At 62.7% G+C, this 17,112-nt stretch carries 17 protein-coding genes; 6 read left to right on the top strand and 11 right to left on the bottom strand.

The window, feature by feature from the left end:
* Nucleotides 1–7 precede the first annotated feature (7 nt).
* From ACW9IN_RS00670 to ACW9IN_RS00645, 6 genes are all read right to left on the bottom strand, one after another.
* Entirely contained in the window at nucleotides 8–961 is a 954-nt protein-coding gene (locus ACW9IN_RS00670) for a sugar-binding transcriptional regulator (protein WP_457364055.1), read from the bottom strand.
* Between the two features lie 45 nt (nucleotides 962–1,006).
* The gene (locus tag ACW9IN_RS00665) at nucleotides 1,007–1,807 is read right to left on the bottom strand and encodes a glucose 1-dehydrogenase (RefSeq protein ID WP_457364054.1); all 801 of its coding nucleotides are present in this window, start codon (nucleotides 1,805–1,807) and stop codon (nucleotides 1,007–1,009) included.
* A 24-nt stretch (nucleotides 1,808–1,831) separates the two neighbouring features.
* Nucleotides 1,832–2,596 carry an SDR family oxidoreductase gene (locus ACW9IN_RS00660; RefSeq protein ID WP_457364053.1) on the bottom strand — a complete coding sequence of 255 codons (765 nt, stop codon included), beginning with the start codon at nucleotides 2,594–2,596 and terminating at the stop codon, nucleotides 1,832–1,834.
* 155 nt (nucleotides 2,597–2,751) lie between these two features.
* Nucleotides 2,752–4,260 (bottom strand): sugar ABC transporter ATP-binding protein, encoded by a 1,509-nt coding sequence (locus ACW9IN_RS00655; protein ID WP_457364052.1) that lies wholly within the window; start codon nucleotides 4,258–4,260, stop codon nucleotides 2,752–2,754.
* A gap of 14 nt (nucleotides 4,261–4,274) precedes the next feature.
* The gene (locus ACW9IN_RS00650; protein WP_457364051.1) at nucleotides 4,275–5,207 is read right to left on the bottom strand and encodes a substrate-binding domain-containing protein; all 933 of its coding nucleotides are present in this window, start codon (nucleotides 5,205–5,207) and stop codon (nucleotides 4,275–4,277) included.
* 50 nt (nucleotides 5,208–5,257) lie between these two features.
* The gene (locus ACW9IN_RS00645; RefSeq protein ID WP_457364050.1) at nucleotides 5,258–6,265 is read right to left on the bottom strand and encodes an ABC transporter permease; all 1,008 of its coding nucleotides are present in this window, start codon (nucleotides 6,263–6,265) and stop codon (nucleotides 5,258–5,260) included.
* 350 nt (nucleotides 6,266–6,615) lie between these two features.
* Between ACW9IN_RS00645 and ACW9IN_RS00640 the strand changes: the two genes are divergently transcribed.
* The 3 genes from ACW9IN_RS00640 to ACW9IN_RS00630 are packed head-to-tail and all read left to right on the top strand — an operon-like array spanning nucleotide 6,616 to nucleotide 9,854.
* Nucleotides 6,616–7,452 (top strand): transketolase, encoded by an 837-nt coding sequence (locus ACW9IN_RS00640; protein WP_457364049.1) that lies wholly within the window; start codon nucleotides 6,616–6,618, stop codon nucleotides 7,450–7,452.
* Nucleotides 7,442–8,374 (top strand): transketolase family protein, encoded by a 933-nt coding sequence (locus tag ACW9IN_RS00635; protein ID WP_457364048.1) that lies wholly within the window; start codon nucleotides 7,442–7,444, stop codon nucleotides 8,372–8,374. Before ACW9IN_RS00640 ends, ACW9IN_RS00635 begins: the two co-directional genes overlap by 11 nt.
* A gap of 4 nt (nucleotides 8,375–8,378) precedes the next feature.
* Nucleotides 8,379–9,854 (top strand): FGGY family carbohydrate kinase, encoded by a 1,476-nt coding sequence (locus tag ACW9IN_RS00630; protein WP_457364047.1) that lies wholly within the window; start codon nucleotides 8,379–8,381, stop codon nucleotides 9,852–9,854.
* A gap of 125 nt (nucleotides 9,855–9,979) precedes the next feature.
* Here ACW9IN_RS00630 and ACW9IN_RS00625 read toward each other — a convergent pair whose 3' ends face one another.
* Both ACW9IN_RS00625 and ACW9IN_RS00620 read right to left on the bottom strand, forming a co-directional pair.
* The gene (locus tag ACW9IN_RS00625) at nucleotides 9,980–10,279 is read right to left on the bottom strand and encodes a YciI family protein (protein ID WP_457364046.1); all 300 of its coding nucleotides are present in this window, start codon (nucleotides 10,277–10,279) and stop codon (nucleotides 9,980–9,982) included.
* A 74-nt stretch (nucleotides 10,280–10,353) separates the two neighbouring features.
* Nucleotides 10,354–11,298, bottom strand: coding sequence for an aliphatic sulfonate ABC transporter substrate-binding protein (locus ACW9IN_RS00620; protein WP_457364240.1), 945 nt, complete (start codon nucleotides 11,296–11,298; stop codon nucleotides 10,354–10,356).
* A gap of 246 nt (nucleotides 11,299–11,544) precedes the next feature.
* Between ACW9IN_RS00620 and ACW9IN_RS00615 the strand changes: the two genes are divergently transcribed.
* Nucleotides 11,545–12,483 carry an aliphatic sulfonate ABC transporter substrate-binding protein gene (locus ACW9IN_RS00615; RefSeq protein WP_457364045.1) on the top strand — a complete coding sequence of 313 codons (939 nt, stop codon included), beginning with the start codon at nucleotides 11,545–11,547 and terminating at the stop codon, nucleotides 12,481–12,483.
* Entirely contained in the window at nucleotides 12,480–13,799 is a 1,320-nt protein-coding gene (locus ACW9IN_RS00610) for an LLM class flavin-dependent oxidoreductase (RefSeq protein WP_457364044.1), read from the top strand. Before ACW9IN_RS00615 ends, ACW9IN_RS00610 begins: the two co-directional genes overlap by 4 nt.
* A 163-nt stretch (nucleotides 13,800–13,962) precedes the next feature.
* Here ACW9IN_RS00610 and ACW9IN_RS00605 read toward each other — a convergent pair whose 3' ends face one another.
* Nucleotides 13,963–14,505 carry a thioesterase family protein gene (locus tag ACW9IN_RS00605; RefSeq protein ID WP_457364043.1) on the bottom strand — a complete coding sequence of 181 codons (543 nt, stop codon included), beginning with the start codon at nucleotides 14,503–14,505 and terminating at the stop codon, nucleotides 13,963–13,965.
* 108 nt (nucleotides 14,506–14,613) lie between these two features.
* Between ACW9IN_RS00605 and ACW9IN_RS00600 the strand changes: the two genes are divergently transcribed.
* Nucleotides 14,614–15,573 carry a GlxA family transcriptional regulator gene (locus ACW9IN_RS00600; RefSeq protein WP_457364042.1) on the top strand — a complete coding sequence of 320 codons (960 nt, stop codon included), beginning with the start codon at nucleotides 14,614–14,616 and terminating at the stop codon, nucleotides 15,571–15,573.
* Nucleotides 15,574–15,655: 82 nt separating this feature from the next.
* On the opposite strand, the gene ACW9IN_RS00595 is transcribed toward ACW9IN_RS00600, so the two are convergent.
* Both ACW9IN_RS00595 and ACW9IN_RS00590 read right to left on the bottom strand, forming a co-directional pair.
* Entirely contained in the window at nucleotides 15,656–16,081 is a 426-nt protein-coding gene (locus tag ACW9IN_RS00595; protein ID WP_457364041.1) for a hypothetical protein, read from the bottom strand.
* Nucleotides 16,082–16,237: 156 nt separating this feature from the next.
* Entirely contained in the window at nucleotides 16,238–16,960 is a 723-nt protein-coding gene (locus ACW9IN_RS00590; protein WP_457364040.1) for a pirin family protein, read from the bottom strand.
* Between the last annotated feature and the right edge of the window lie 152 nt (nucleotides 16,961–17,112).

Here is a 17,112-nt window from a genome sequence, read left to right as displayed (position 1 = left end):
AAGGGGGTTAGTGGTTTAACGCCTGGGCGGTATCGAGGTCGGTGATCAGAATGTCGAGGTAGCCGCCCTTGAGCGCGCCACGAATCGCCTGCACCTTGTTCAGCCCGCCGGCCAGGCCGAGCACGCGTTGAATCGAGCGCAGTTTCGGCAAGGCCACCGACACCACGAATTCTTCATCTTCTTCCAGCACCGGTTTGCCCTGGGCATCGAAGTAGCGCAGGCAGATATCGCCCACCGCGCCACGTTCGGCCAGCAGGCGCAGCATGTCTTCGGTGTAGTAGTTGCCGCTGTTGCGCAGCAGCTGCGAGGGCTCCAGGTCGCCGATGCCGACGATGGCCAGGGTGATGCTGTCAAAGCGTTGCAGCACCTCCTTGACCTCTTCCATCTGCACGATGCGCTGTTTGCTTTCCACCGATTGCTCGATGCTTTGCGAGGGCAGCAGGAACGCCGGGCAGTTGAGCAGGGTGGCCAGACGCTGGGTGAGCAGGGTGGCTTCGAAGGCGCCTTTGTTGCCGACGCCGCCGAGCAACTGCACCACTTCCTCGGCGCCTTGCTTGCCCGGTTGCGCATGCAAGTGGCCGACCATGGCGCGGATGGTGCTGCTCCAGGATGAAATGCCGATATGGTCCTGGGGCGACAGGCTGGTCTCCAGGTAATGCGCGGCGGCCGAGCCGATGGCCTGCTTGATGCTCTCATCGTTGCCGGGTTCGGTGGCTTCCACCACGATCACCCGACGTACGCCGTAGCGGCGCTGGAGTTGGGTTTCCAGTTCCAGGTGCAGGCCTTGCAGGCGCATCACGCTGATCTTCACCACGCCGTCCTGCAGCGCTCGGCGCAGGGCGCGGCTGATGAACGACTGCGACAGGTCCAGCTGCGTGGAAATCTCGGACTGCTTGAGCCCTTCTTCGTAATAGAGGCTCGCGATCTTGGTGATCAGGCGCTGTTCTTCGATCTGGCTCATGAAGGCCTCGGTTGATGTATCAATGCCGGTGAGGATACCAAACCCTCACGACATGATCAGGCCGCCGTCGATATTGATCGCCTGCCCGGTGAGATAAGCCGCATCGTCCGACGCCAGGAACGCCACCAGGCCCGCCACATCCGAAGGTTTGCCGGCGCGGCGCAGGGGAATGTTCTTGACCCATTCGGCCATCAGTTCGCCCTTGCCGTAGCGTTTTTCTTCGGTGCTGAGGATTTCGCCCCAGACGCGGTCGTTGTAGTCCCACATTTCGCTTTCGATGATGCCCGGGCAGAACGCGTTGACCGTGATGTTGTGACGCGCCAGCTCCAGCGCCAGGCTTTGGGTGATGCCGATCACGCCCATTTTGCTCGCGGCGTAGTGGGGCGTGTAGATGAAACCCTGGCGACCCTGGCCGGACGAGGTATTGATCAGTCGCCCACTGCCTTGCTTGACCATGTACTTGGCCGCTTCGCGACAGCCCAGCCACACGCCGGTGGTGTTCACTTGCAGCACCTTGTCGAAGTCGGCGCGGGGCATTTTGTCGTAGTGGTCGATGGTGATGATGCCGGCGTTCTGCACCGACACGTCGATGCTGCCGAAGCGCGCGTGGCCTTCGCGGTAGAGCTTTTCGATGTCTTCTTCGCGGGTCACGTCGATGGCCATGGCCAGGGCGTTGACGCCGTATTCCTGGGTGAGTTGGTCGGCGGTGAAGGTCACGCGCTCCAGGTCGTTGGAGGCCAGCACCAGGTTGGCGCCTTCGCGGGCGAAGCGCTCGGCAATGCCGGCGCCGATGCCACGGCAGGCGCCGGTGATCACGATGGTTTTACCGCTGAAACGTTGCGACATGACAAAAGGCTCCAGAAAAAAGGCTTACCAGCACACGAAACCGCCATCGACCAGCAGGTCGACACCGGTGCAGAACGACGATGCCTGGCTGACCAGGAAAATCGCCGGGCCGACCATTTCTTCCACGCTGGCCATACGGCCCATGGGCGTGGTCTGTTCAAAGATCTTCACCTGATCGGCCACTTCCGGTCGCGAGTTCATCGGCGTGGCGGTGTAGCCGGGGCTGATGCAATTCACGCGCAGGCCCTTGTCGGCCCATTCCATCGCCAGGCTTTTGCTCAAGTGGATCACCCCGGCCTTGGAGGTGTTGTAGTGCGCCTGCAACAGCCCACGGTTGACGATGCTGCCGGACATGGACGCGATATTGACGATAGCGCCCTTGCCCCGGGGCAGCATCACCGCGGCCTGGGCCTGGCAACTCAGGAAAATCCCGGTGAGGTTGATGTCCAGCATGGTCTGCCAGCGTTGCAGCTCGAGGTCTTCGCCGGCCTGGGCATTGGCGATGCCGGCGCAGTTGACCGCGACGCTCAGTTCACCCAGTTCGGACTCGGTACGGGCTACCGCTGCGTCCAGTACGGCGCGTTCGGTGACCGTGCCACCCAGCGCCAGGGCGCGACGGCCCAGGGCCTGGATGCGCTCGACGGTACTGGCGATGCCGGGGCTGTTCGGCAGATCGAAACAGGCCACATCGGCACCGGCCTCGGCCAGCCCGACGGCAATGGCCTGGCCAATACCGCTGCCGGCACCGGTGACAAAGGCGACCTGGCCCTTAAGACTAAAAAGTTGCATGAACGACTCCATTATTTGAAATCACACCGAACCCCTGTGGGAGCGGGCTTGCCTGCGATGGCGATAGCTCAGTCACATCTGCATTGGCTGACCCTCTGCTATCGCAGGCAAGCCCGCTCCCACATTGGATCTTCATTGTTTGTGAGGGTAGGGCACTAGGCCGTGGCCATCTCCATCACCGACACCGGAGTGGCCTCGCCACGGGCCAGAATCCCCATCTGCCTCCCGCGGCTCATCACCATCACGCGGTGAGAAAGTCCCAGCACCTCATCCAGGTCGGAACTCACCACAATCACCGCCATGCCCTTGGCGGCCAGGTCGGCGATCACTTCATAGATCGCTGCCCGCGCGCCCACGTCGATGCCGCGCGTGGGCTCATCGAGGATGAAGACCTTGGGATTGCGCGCCAGCCATTTGGCAATGATCACCTTCTGCTGGTTGCCGCCGGACAGGCTGGAAATGCGCGATTGCGGCGCGCCTTTCACGCCCAGCCGCGCCACCGCCGTGCGGGCGAATTCGCGCAGCGGGGCAGGGAGCACCCAGCCGCGTTTATCCAGCAGGTCGGTGTTGCCGTAGATCAAGTTGTCTTCGATGCGGTGTTCCACCACCACGCCTTGCTGCTTGCGGTCCTCGGGTACCAGCACCACGCCGGCCTGGATCGCCTCGAAAGGCGAGCGCAATTGGCGCACTGCACCGTCCAGCACCATATGCCCCTGAATGTCCTGGGCCGCACCGGCGAGGGTACGCACCAGCTCGGTCCGCCCAGCGCCGACCACCCCGGCAATCCCGAACACTTCACCGGCACGCACGCTGAAATCGATGCCGTGCAAGGCGAATTCGCGGCAGCTCAAGTCCTTGACCTGCAACATCACCCGCTCCTGGGGCGCGTGCAGGGTGGGGAAAATCCGTTCCAGGCTGCGCCCGACCATCTGTTCCACCAGCTCGCGCACCGGCACCTGGGCCGTGGCGTGCAGTGCGATCTGGCGACCGTCGCGCAGCACCAGTACGCGGTCGGCGATGCGCGCGATTTCTTCCAGGCGATGGCTGATATAAATGAACGACACGCCTTCGGCCTTGAGTCGTTCGACCTGCTGAAACAGCAGCTCGGTTTCTTCACCGCCCAGGGCCGCCGTGGGTTCATCGAGAATCAGCAGTCGCGCCTTGAGCGTCAGCGCCTTGGCGATTTCCACCAGTTGCTGGGCCGCCACACTCAGGCCCTCGACCTTGCGTGACGCCGGTACCTTGAGTCCCAGGCGTTCCAGCTGGATCTGCGCCTGGGCCTCGATGTACTCGCGGTCCACCCGCCCGTGACGCATGGGCAGGCGGCCGACGAAGATGTTTTCGGCGATCGACAATTGCGGCAGCAGGCGGATTTCCTGGTGAATCAGACCGATCCCGGCCCCCAGTGCGGCCCCCGGCGAGTTTGGCGCGTAGGGCTGCCCGAGCCAGGTCATGCTGCCCCCGGCTTCGGGTTGCACCAGGCCCGCGATGATCGACGACAAGGTGGACTTGCCCGCGCCGTTTTCGCCGAGCAGGGCCAGCACTTCACCGGGGCGAATGTCCACGTTCACCTGGGACAGCACCTGTACCGGGCCGTAGGCCTTGCTGATATCACGCAGGCACAGCACCGCCTCGGCGGGCTGTTCCAGAGCGGCTGCGTTCATGACGACCTCCGGGTTCACGGGTGCTGTTGCAGGAACGGCGCGACGTTTTCTTGAGTGGTCAGCACGGTCGGCAGCAATTGCTCCTTGGGCACGTCTTTACCGGCCTTCAGGTCGATGGCCGAGGACACGGCCAGGCGGCCCATCTTCTGGGTCTGCTGAGTCATGGTCGCGTTCAGCACGCCACTTTGCACGGCCTTGAGCCCGGCCACGTCGCCGTCGAAACCCACCACCACGACTTTATGATCGAGGTTGCCGACCTTCACCGCCTGGGCGGCGCCGAGGGCCATGGCGTCGGCGCGACCAAAGAATACGCTGATGTTCGGGTCACGCTGGAGCAGGTCCTGGGCCACGGCGAAGCCTTTGTCCTGGGCCCATTCGGCGGGTTGCTGGGCCACGACCTTAAGGTCCGGGAACGCTTTGAGGCCTTCCTCAAAACCTTTGGCGCGGTCGATTTCCGGCGTGGTGCCCAACTGGCCTTGCAGGATGGCGATGCGGCCCTTGCCGTCGGTGATCTTGCCCACGTACTCGGCCAGGGTCTTGGCGCCGGCCACGCTGTCGCTGGCGATAAAGGTGTCGCCCGGCGCGTCGGGGGCGTTGCGGTCCACGGCGATCACCGGGATGCCCGCTGCCTTGGCGGCTTTCACCGGCACGCCGGCGGCGGTGGCGCCGGCCGGAATGTAGATCAGCACGTCGATCTGACGGGTGATCAGGTCTTCGATCTGGCTGACCTGGGTGGACGAGTTGCCCTGGGCGTCCACGGTGATCACCTTGACCCCCTTGGCTTTGCCCTCGGCTTCCACCGACTGCTTGATCTGGTTGAAGAAGTCGGCCTGCAGGTTCGCCACGGCCAGGCCGATGGTCAAATCCTTGGCCCAGGTGGTGCCGGCAGTGGTGAGGGTCGCGGCGGCGAGGGCGGTGGCAAGCAGCAGTTTCTTGGGGCTGAACATGTCGGTGACTCCTGGTTTTATTGTTGGAGGGTGTCAACTGTCGAACAGGTTTAACGGGCAGTGCTGGAGCGGCGGCGCAGGGTGTCGATGGTCACGGCCAGGGCGATGACCACGCCGATCACCACTTGTTGAATAAAGGGCGAGACGCCCAGCAGGTTGAGGCCATTGCGCAACACGCCAATGATCAGCACGCCCACCAGGGTGCCGCCGATGCTGCCGACACCGCCGCTGAGGCTGGCGCCGCCAATCACCACGGCGGCGATGGCATCCAGTTCCAGGCTCAGGCCGGCGCTGGGTTGGGATGAGTCGAGACGCGCGGCCAGGGTGACGGCGGCGATGCCGGCGAGGGCGCCGCTGACGGCGTAGACCCACAAGGTGATCGCGCGCACCTTGATGCCCGACAGGCGCGCCACTTCCGGGCTGCCGCCCATGGCGTAGAGGTTGCGACCACCGGCACGAAAGCGCAGGAACACCCATGCCACCAGCAGCATCACCAGAAACAGCCCGACCGTGGCCGACAAGAAACCGAAATGCCGAACCGTGGCCAGGCTGGTGAACCAGTCCGGGTAACCGACGATCTGCCGACCTTCGGTGAGGATGTTCGCCAGGCCGCGCGCCACCGACATCATGGTCAGCGTGGCAATGAACGGCGGCAGCTTGGCGTAGGTGATCAGCGCGCCGGACACCAACCCGGCGAGCATGCCGCTGGCAATCGAGATCGGGATGGCGAAACCCAGCGGTATCGCCTGGTCCTGATAGAGCCAGCCGAGCATCATCATCGAGAAGGCGAGGATCGAGCCGACCGACAGGTCGATGCCGCCGATCACGATCACCGCCGTCATGCCGATGGCCAGGATGCCCAGCACGGTGACCTGATCAAGAATGTTCAGGCCATTGCGCAACGAGAAGAAGAATTCTGAGCTGAAGGAGAAGACCAGCACCAGCAGCACCAGGCCGATCAGCGGGCCGCCGATATTGCTGGGGAGCAGTTTCACCAGCCGTGGGCGGCGGGTCGGCTTGAGGTCGGCCGGGTGATGGACAGAGGCTTTGGCGTCCACAGTGTTCTCCTGATTTATTTTTTTTGGAGTGTTTTCAGGTCGCTTGAATATTTATGCGTGCCTGACTGTTAATTCAGATTCCAGTGACACCGTGGCAAAGTCAAGCGCTTAATTTTTCATGTATGCCTCTAGCTCGCTGCTTTCACCTGGCGCAAAGCCACGGGATAGATAAGCCGCCGTAGGATTTTGGCCGTCTGTCCGAGGGATTTATTTCATTTTTCCGCTGTTCGGTCCCTTGACCGCGTGGTGGATCGGCGTCTAAATAGAAATATATTGTCAGTACTGAATAAATATTCAAATGCAGTGCTGAACACTTTCACCCGCGTGGTCAGCCTCAAAGGAGCCGCTGCATGAATGCCTTCCAGTACGACGCCCACCAGATCAAAGAACAGGCCCGCCTGATCCGGCGCCACGTGATACGCCTCAATGCCGATTCGCCTGCCGGCGGGCATACCGGGGCCGACCTGTCGGAGACCGATATTCTCGCGACCCTGTATTTCCGCATTCTCAATACCGGCCCGGAACGCACCGAAGACCCTGAGCGCGATATCTATATCCAGAGCAAGGGCCACGGCGTGGGCGGTTTGTACTGCTGCCTGGCGCAGGCGGGTTACATCCCGGTCGACTGGTTGCCGACCTATCAGCATTTCAACTCCCATTTGCCCGGCCATCCGGTACGCCAGAAAACCCCCGGTATCGAACTCAATACCGGCGCCCTCGGCCACGGCTTGCCGGTGGCGGTGGGGCTGGCGCTTGCGGCGAAGATGTCCGGCAGCAAAAAACGTATCTATGTGCTGACCGGCGACGGCGAGCTGGCCGAAGGGTCGAACTGGGAAGCGGCGATGGCGGCGGCCAAATACGGCCTGGATAACCTGTTCGTGATCGTCGACAAGAACAAACTGCAACTGGCCGGGCTGACCGCCGAGATCATGCCGCTGGACCCGCTGGACGTGAAATGGGCCGCCTTCGGCTTCACCGTCAGCGAGTGCGACGGCAACGACGTGGGTCAGTTGATCGAAACCCTGGAAAACATGCAGACCCGCACGGGCGCGCCCCAGGTGTTGATCGCTCACACTATCAAAGGCAAGGGCGTGTCGTTTATCGAAGCCCGTCCCGAATGGCACCACCGCGTGCCCAAGGGTGACGAAATCAACGCAGCACTGGAGGAGTTGAATCATGGCGAGTGAACATCTGGCGAGCGTCATGGTGGAGGCGTTCATTGCCGCCGTCGACGCAGGCCTGGACCTGGTGCCGGTGGTCAGCGATTCCACGTCCACGGCCAAGATCGGCCCGTTCGCGCAGCGCTTCCCCGAGCGGCTGGTCAACGTCGGCATTGCCGAGCAGTCGTTGGTTAGCGTTGCCGCCGGGCTGGCGTTGGGCGGCAAGATCGCGACCACCTGCAATGCCGCGCCGTTCCTGATTTCGCGGGCCAATGAGCAGATCAAGGTGGACGTCTGCTACAACCAGGCCAATGTGAAAATGTTCGGCCTCAATGCCGGTGCCAGCTACGGCCCGCTCGCCAGCACCCACCACAGCCTCGACGATATTTCGGTGATGCGCGGCTTCGGCAATGTGCAGATTTTCGCCCCGGCCGATGCCGTGGAGTGTCGCCAGATCGTCGATTACGCCCTGCGCCACAACGGCCCGGTGTACATCCGGCTCGACGGTAAGGCCTTGCCCGACGTCCATGCGGGCGACTATCGATTCCAGCCGGGCCAGGTGGATATCCTGCGCCAGGGTGCCGACGTGAGCATCGTCGCCCTGGGCTCCGTGGTGCATGAAGCGGTGGACGCGGCGGCCACGCTCGCCGGGCAGGGCATCCAGGCGCAGGTGATCAACCTGTCGTCGATCCGCCCGTTGCAGCGGGACGTCTTGCTCAGTGCCCTGAGCGGCACGCGTGCGGTGATCACCGTGGAAGAACACAACATCAATGGTGGCGTCGGCAGCCTGGTCGCCGAGGTGCTGGCCGAGGCCGGGCTGGGCATCGCGCTGACCCGTCTCGGCATCGGCGATGGCGAATACGCCGCTGCCGGCGCCCGCGAACCCACCCGCGCCTTGCATCACATCGATGCAGCTGGGATCGTGGCGGCTGCCACTCGGTTGCGGTGACCCCATGACTAACCAAGCTCCGCTGATCCTGGCGATAGATGAAGGCACCAGCAACGCCAAGGCGGTGCTGGTCAACGAGCGCGGGCAAGTGATTGCCCGCGGCGCGCGGCCATTGAGCATCAGCCATCCCCAGGCCGGGTTTTCCGAGCAGGATCCCCTGGCGATCTGGCACGCCACCCTGGCGGCCATCGAAGAATGCCTGGCTCAGGTCGACCGTCCGATCACCGCACTGGCCATCAGCAACCAACGCGAGTCGGTGGTGGCCTGGGATCGGTACACCGGCGAGCCGTTGTCGCCGTGCATCAGTTGGCAATGCCGTCGCTCCACGGCGTTGTGCGCGCAACTGCATGCCCAGGGGCACGAGGCGCGGATCCTGGAAAAAACCGGGCTGGCCCTCGACCCGATGTTTTCCGCCGGCAAGTTCCGCTGGATCCTCGACCATCTGGACAACGGCCATGCCCGCGCCGCCGCCGGCGACATTTGCCTGGGCACCGTCGACAGCTGGTTGCTGTGGAAGCTCAGTGGCGGTCGGGTGTTTGCCACCGACTATTCCAATGCCGCGCGCACCCAATTGTTCAACCTGCACACCGGCGCCTGGGACCCTGAGCTGCTGGACCTGTTCGCCATCCCCTTGGCCGCATTGGCGCCGATCCAGCCCAGCGCCGGTTTCTTCGCCGACACCGTTGCAGCCGGTGCGTTGCCCGGTGGTGTTGCGGTGATGTCGATGATCGGCGACTCCCATGCTGCGCTGTACGGGCAGGGCGGTTTCGCCCCGGGACTGGTCAAGGCCACGCTGGGCACCGGCTCATCCCTGATGACCCCCATGAGCGGCCCGATTGCGTCCACCCATGGCCTGTCCACCACCCTGGCCTGGCACGACGGCGGCAACGCCACGTTTGGCATGGAAGGCAATATCGTCCACACCGGTGCTGCCGTGCAGTGGGCATCGCGGCTGGTGGCGGGAGAATCGCTGGATGTCTTGACCGAGCAGGCGGCGCAGTTGCCCGACAACGGTGGCGTGTACTTCGTACCGGCACTGTCCGGGCTGGGCGCGCCGCATTGGCAAGCCGATGCCCGTGGCCTGATCTGCGGGCTCACCGAAGCCACCTCGGGCGCGCATATTCTGCGGGCGTCGCTGGAGTCCATCGGCTATCAGATTCGAGATGTCTTCGAGGCCATGCAGCAGGATATCGGTACGCCGCTGAAGGAACTCTGGGTCGACGGCGGGGCGACGCGCAACCGCTGGCTGATGCAGTTTCTCGCCAACCTGTTGCAACGTCCTGTTGTGCGCAGCCTGTCCCCGGAAGTCTCGGCATTGGGCGCGGCGCACCTGGCGGGCAGGGCGCTGGGAATCTGGGCCAGCGATGAAGCCTTGGCGCAATTGGAACGCCAGCGCGAGCGGTTCGAACCGCAGGACGATCCGGCCATGTCAGCGCGTTATACCGAGTGGAAAAAGGCCCTGGCCCGCACCCTGCTGTGACGGTTTGCAGTGAGCAGGGTTTTCTTCTGACAGAAATGCGGCGTCTGGTTTCAGGGCCGCTGCGCGGCCCGGCGCAGGACAAGCCTGCTCACCACAATAAATCCTGCTCACCCCACTGGATCGAATCAAACCTCGGGAAAGCCGGTTTTCTGCGGCCAGCGATTCTGGAAAATCTGCAGGTCCAGCCTGGCGAATAACCCGCCCTGGGTAAAAGGCTCTTCGGCCAGCCACGCCTTGGCGTGCGCTTCATCGTCAAAGTCCACCACCATCAGCGAGCCCACCGGTTCGCCTTGGGCGTCGAGCAACGGCCCGGCAAACGCAATGCGTTGCGCGACGGTGGCCAGGTAGGCGCGGTGGCTGGCCAGCAGGGCGGTACGGCGCTCGGCGACATCGGGTTTGTAGTGCGCGTGAATGGCAAAAATCATGCGAAGGAACCTGGTCATTGGCAGAGGGAATGCCCTTTATGCGGCAACCCGATCAGCTTGCCAAATGAAACTTTTCACGGCTTCCAGGTCTGCACGTCCTGGGCATCCACCGCCTTGGGCAACAGCCCTGCCTTGAAGAACGCATCGGCGATTTTCTGCTGTTCGCCCAACTGATCGAGCGTCACCGGCTGTACCTGGTAGCTGCGGTGGGCGTTGGCGGCTTCGACCGTGGCCGCGTCCAGATTGCCCCACAGCGGGCCGAGGATTTTCGCCGCGTCCTGCGGGTTGGCTTTTACCCATTGGCCGGCTTTTTCCAGTTGCGCGTACACCACGTTCAACACCTCGGGGTGGGCCTTGGCGTAGGGCGTGCCGGTCAGGTAGTAGCGTTTGTAGCTGGCCAGCCCGGCGCCATCGGCCAGGGTGCGCGTCGGCAGTTGGCGTTGCACGCCGGTGAGGAAGGGTTCCCAGGTGACCCAGGCATCGACCTTGTTGTTTTCGAACGCCGCACGCCCGTCGGCCGGCGTCAGATAGGCCGGTTCGATATCGGAGAAGGCCAACCCGGCCTTGGCCAGCGCCGCGATCAACAGATAGTGGGTGCCGGCGGCCTTGGTCACCGCGATTTTCTTGCCCTTGAGATCCGAAAGCTGCTGGATCGGCGAGTCCTTGCGCACCACGATGGCTTGGGCCGAAGGCGATGGCGCTTCCTGGGCAAAGTAGGTGAGCTTGGCCTGGGCCGCCTGGGCGAAGATCGGCACGGTGTCGGCCACGTCCGCGCTGATGTCCACGTTGCCCACGTTGAGCGCTTCCAGCAGCGGCAAGCCGCTGGGGAACTCATGCCAGGTGACGTCGATATGCTCGGCCTTGAGCGCTTTTTCCAGGGTGCCCTGGGTTTTCAGCAGGGTGATCAAGGTGGAGGACTTCTGGTAGCCGATGCGCAGGGTTTGTTCGGCTTCGGCATTGATGGCCACGGAAAAGGCCAGTAGCCCCAGGACAGCGATGAGAGGACGACGGATGGACATGGCGAACTCGATCTTCAGCGAAATATCGCCAAGCATAAAGTTCTAAAAACCATTCGCTAAATACTCTTTGGATCTGAGCTTAGGGCGCTTTTTGCACCGTCCGACGAATTGGGCATAACGATAGAATTATAGGGTTCTTTCATAATTGCTCGCCCTTAATATAATAGAATTAACTTTATTGCCAGGCTTTGTGCCGTCTTTGGGCATATGCAACTTCCTTTCACCGTTTCTACGCCAAGGCCTTTCATGACCCTCAGGAAAATCGTTATCGCCGCCAGCCTGCTATTTGCCGCAGCGGCGGCCCATGCCGAACAGACCCTTGATATCAGCTACCAGCGTTCGTCCACGTTGTGGATTCTGCTCAAGCAAAATGGCCAGCTCGAACAGCGCCTCAAGCCGCTGGGGTTCACTGTCAGCTGGCATGAGTTCAGCACCGGCCTGCTCAGCTCGCTGAACGCCGGCAGTGTCGATCTGCACGCGGACGTGGCCGATGCCTTCGCCCTGTTTACCCAGGCCGCCGATGCCCCGTTGACCTATTACGCCCAGGAAAACTCTTCGCCCGGCGCCCAGGCGATCATCGTGCAGGACAAATCGCCGATCCACAGCCTCGCCGACCTCAAGGGCAAGACGGTGGCCGTGTCCAAGGGCTCGGGCAGCAACTTTCTGTTGATCTCTGCGCTGAAGAAAGCCGGGCTGACCCTGGCCGATATCACACCGCGTTACCTCGAAGCGCCGGATGGCGGCGCGGCGTTCGCCAACGGCAGCGTGGACGCATGGGTCATCTGGGACCCGTTCCTTGCCACCCAACAACTCGAGCACCATGTGCGGGTAATCGCCGACGGCAAGGATGGCCTCGCTGACTACAACCGGTTCTACCTGGCCACCACGAAGTTCGCCAAGGCGCATCCCGAGGTGCTGCAAGCCACCTTCGACACCCTGCGCGAGACCGGCCAGTGGGTGAAAGCCCATCCCAGGGAAGCCGCTGAAATTCTCGGGCCGTTGTGGGGCAATATCCCACCGGCCACGGTGGAACTGGCCAACAGCCGACGCAGCTACGACATCATCCCGGTCAAGGTGGGCAACCTCGCCGAACAGCAACGCATCGCCGATACCTACTACGCCGCCAAGCTGATTCCCAAGCCGCTGAAAGCCGCCGATATCACCCTGTGGACGCCAAAACCATGAGCCGCCAGATCCATTTATCCGCATTCCTGTTGAGCGGGCCGGTGGTGCACAGCCATGCGGTATGGCGCCACCCGCAAACCCAGGGCAACTACCTCGATCCCGATTACTACGCCCGTGTGGCCAGGGTGGTGGAAGAGGGGTTGTTCGACTTTCTGTTCTTCGCCGATCGCCTCGCGGTGGGCGACCAGATGGGCGGCTCCCGCGAGTTTGCCCTGCGCCATGGCGCCCAGGACGCCACGCGCCTCGACCCGTTGCCGATCCTGTCTTATCTGGTGGGGCAGACCCGCAAGCTGGGCCTGGGCGCCACGCGCTCCACCACTTATTACGAACCGGCGCACATCGCCCGCGAGTTCGCCACCCTCGACCACCTGTCCAGGGGCCGCGCGGCCTGGAACATCGTCACCTCGATGAACGACAGCGAAGGGCGCCTGTTCGGCAAGGACAAGCATCTGGAACATGACCTGCGTTATGACCGCGCCGACGAATTCGTCGAAGTCGCGCTGAAACTCTGGAACAGCTGGGGCAAGGACGCCCTCAAGCTGGATCGCGAAAGCGGTGTGCTGGCGGACCCGGCATTGATTCGGTCGGTGCAGCACCAGGGGGAATGGTTCAAGGTCGAGGGCCCGTTGAACATTCCGCGCACGCCCCAGGGCCGGCCCGTGCTGATCCAGGCCGGTTCGTCCGGGCGTGGACGACGCTTTGGGGCACGTTGGGCCGAGGCGATTTTCACCATTCACCCGCACCTGGCGGCCATGCGTGCGTTTCGCGATGACGTGCGTGCGCAAGTGGTGCAACAAGGCCGCGTGGCTGACAGCTGCAAAGTGCTCACGGCGGTCATGCCGTTCATTGGCGGCAGCGAAGCCGAAGCCCGCGCCAAGCGCGACCGGCACAATGCCCTGGCGCGGCCGGAGTTGGGCCTGGTGACACTGGCCTCGCAACTGAACGTGGACCTGTCGCCATTCCCGCTGAGCGCTACCCTGGCCGAGATCGCCCAGTCGCCGCTGATCCATGCCGCTGCCGCCGAAAAGCTGCTGATGCAGGGCCCGGACACCACCCTGGAGCAACTCGGGCGCATCTTCGCCAGCAGCGTGCGCGTGCCGCAACTGGTGGGCACCGGCGCACAGATCGCTGACCAGTTGGCGGCGTTGTTCGAACAGGGCGGTTGCGACGGATTCGTGATTTCCCCGGGCTACCTGCCGGGATCGTTCACTGAGTTTGTCGAAAGCGTGATTCCACACCTGCAACGCAAGGGCTTGTTCCGCACCGCGTACGAAGGCTCGACCCTGCGCGAGCATCTGGGGTTGGCTGATCTATAACCAGATCACCGCGTTTCTCCAGAAAAACGGGGTGGCAGGTTTCAGGGCCGCTGCGCGCCCCGGCGCGGGCGGTACGACGATTCGGCAAGCCTGCTCACCACAGTAATTCCTGTTCATCACAATCAATCGGCTTACCCCTGACCTGAACCCTCAAAGGTGTTGTTCAGGTGTGCTCTTCTTCCCGCAACTGTCCACTCATCTCGTCACAACTGCGCGCCCAGTCGCTGAGCCATTGCGGCATGGCCGGCGACGCTTCGGGCAGGCCCAATTCGCCCAGGAAGTCCGCCGGGGGCAGGGTGCCTTTGGCGGAGCGAAACAGCCCGCGCATCACCACCACGCCGACTATGCGACCGCCGCTGACAAAACGATGCTCCATATAGCTCCATTTGGCGTCCCAGCCGAGCATGCGTGTATGCACGTCGAAAGCTTCGAACAGTTTCAATTCGCGGCGGAACTTGCCCCAGGTGTCGCCCACGATCGGCAGTGCCTTGTTGCGCAAGGCCACGCGAAACGCGCCGGTGCGCAACACGAAGTCCATGCGTGCGATATCGGCCAGGGAAAAGTAGCGGCCATTGGTGACATGCCGGTTGATGTCCAGGTCCAGCGGCCAGACCCGCATGCGGATGACCGTGGTGTCCAAACCATGGGCCGGTGTGCGCCAGGGGCGACGGGACAGCATGTGCAGCAAGCGAAACCAGAGATTCATAAAAACGCCAGGCAGTTGATCGATGGCTGCACTGTAAGGGCGTGCAATCGGCTAAGGTAGGTGCGTAAATGACGTATTGCATGCCAAAAGCGCAAACAAGGTTTCCTTATGCACATCACCTTGCTCCTCGCCGATCAATGTTCCGCCGCCAGTGCCACCCTGGCTTTGGAAATGCTCAGCGCCGCCAACCTGTTCGCCGACAGCCCGCCCTTTGAAATCACCGTCGCGTCCCTCGACGGCCAGGCCGTGAACGCCTGGGGCGGGCAGCGTTTGCAGGTAAACACCGCGCTGGCGCAGGTTGGGCGGACCGACCTGGTGCTGGTTCCCGGGTTTCTGTTCACCTTGAAAGAGGCACTGCCTGCTTTCGCCGCCTATGGCCCGTGGCTGCGGGAACAACATGCGCGCGGCACCGTACTGGCTTCGATGTGCACGGCCACCTTCCTGCTGGCTGAAACCGGCGTATTGCAAGGGCTGCGCGCGACCACCCATTGGGCGTTCGCCGAGTGGTTCCGGAGGCGTTATCCCGGGGTGAACCTGGACGATGGGCAGATCCTCTGTGAAGAAAACCGCGTGATCACCTGCGGCGGCGCCAGTGCGGCGATGGATTTGATGTTGCACCTGATCCGTCGCTTCGGTTCGCCGGAACTGGCCCAGACCTGCGGCAAGTACCTGCTGATCGACAACGTGCGCACCGAGCAGTCGGTGTACGCCATGTGGTCGCTGCCCAAAAGCCACGGCGACGGCGATATCCTGAAGGTGCAGCATTGGCTGGAGCAGCACTTCGCCAAATCCCTGGTGATCGATGACGTCGCCCAGCGCTTCGGCTTTGGCGCACGTAATTTCAAGCGGCGCTTCAAGGACGCCACGGGGCTGACGCCGATTGCCTACCTGCAAACACTGCGTCTGGAGCGCGCCAAGCAGATGCTTGAATCCAGCCGCATGACGCTGGAAAGCATTACCTACGCGGTGGGTTATGAAGACAGCAACTCGTTTCGTCGACTGTTCCAGCAGCGGGTGGGCATGCTGCCGGCGGCTTATCGCAAGAAGTTCCTGGTCACTACGGACTGAATCAAGGGGGCGAAAGGTTATTGCGGACGAAAAAAAACCGGCTGATCAGGCCGGTTTGGGGTGTCCCGCCAACAGCGCGGGGTTATGCATGGTTGCTCAGCAGACGATCCGCACCGCCTTCGGCCAGGCCACGTTCTTGCAGACGATCCGCACCGCCTTCAGCCAGGCCACGTTCTTGCAGACGGTCCGCACCGCCTTCGGCCAGGCCACGTTCTTGCAGACGATCGGCACCGCCTTCGGCCAGGCCACGTTCTTGCAGACGGTCGGCACCGCCTTCAGCCAGGCCACGTTCTTGCAGACGGTCAGCACCGCCTTCGGCCAGGGCACGTTCCAGCAGGCGGTCAGCACCACCTTCGGCCAGGCCGCGTTCTTGCAGACGATCCGCACCGCCTTCGGCAACGCGGCTGTCCATCAGGCGATCAGCGCCGCCTTCGGCGACAACAGGGTGAGCGAAAGCGTTTACAGCGAAAACCGAGAAAGCGAGGCTAAGCAGGATTTGGCGTTTCATGATGGTGTGCTCCGAATGTTTGATTTAGGTGTTCGATTCAGGTGTCGCTTGGTATGGGGTTGATGTTACGCGCTGGATTTTTTAAGAGAACTTCATTGCACTGATGGTGACTATCGACGCCAGCGATGACCCATTTTGGGGCCACCGCCGTACCGGTCATGGCATCTGCGGCAGGTCGTGGGGACGCAGGTCGAACACCAGCACTTCGGCGTCTTCGCCCTGGCTCAGGCGGATGTATCGCTCGTCCCGCACCCTGGCGCCGTCGCCTTCCTGCAAGCGCTGACCGTTGACTTCAACACTGCCCCGGGCCACGTGGATGTAGGCATGCCGTTGTGGCGGCAGGTCCAGAGTCGCGCTTTCGTCGCCGTTGAACAGCCCGGCGTACACCCGTGCGTCCTGGCGTACGTTGAGGGAGCCGTCGGTGCCTTCCGGCGAGATGATCAACTGCAAGCGCCCACGCTTTTGCGCCTCGCTGAAATGCTCCTGCTGATAGCGTGGCTCGGCGCCGGTCACATTGGGCACGATCCAGATCTGCAAAAAGTGCACGCCACGGCTCTGGCTGTGGTTGAACTCGCTGTGGGCCACGCCGCTGCCGGCGCTCATCAGTTGCACATCGCCGGGGCGGATCACCGAACCGGTGCCCAGGGTGTCCTTGTGTTCCAGGGCGCCTTCAAGCACATACGAGAAGATCTCCATGTCGCGGTGCGGGTGTTGGCCGAAGCCTTTACCGGCCGTCACGCGGTCGTCGTTGATCACCAGCAGGTCAGAAAAGCCCTGCTCGGCGGGGTTCCAGTAGTTGGCGAACGAGAAGGTGTGGAACGACTTCAACCAGCCATGATTGGCGGCGCCGCGTTCGGAAGCTTTGCGAAGGGTCAGCATGGTCTTGTCCTCAAGTGAGCGCGGTCTGCAAAAGGCAGTGCGCTGGGGTTGAGAACAGATTAATGGTTACTGGATGATCCATTAAGAAGATGAAATCTGAATAACTGTCTCTTTCAGGTTGACTATAAAAGACATGCCATAATGCGCACCGC

This window comes from Pseudomonas sp. SDO5271_S396 (genome assembly GCF_054071795.1).
Note: the sequence above shows the minus strand (reverse complement) of the source record. Positions and strands in the feature narration are given on the sequence as shown.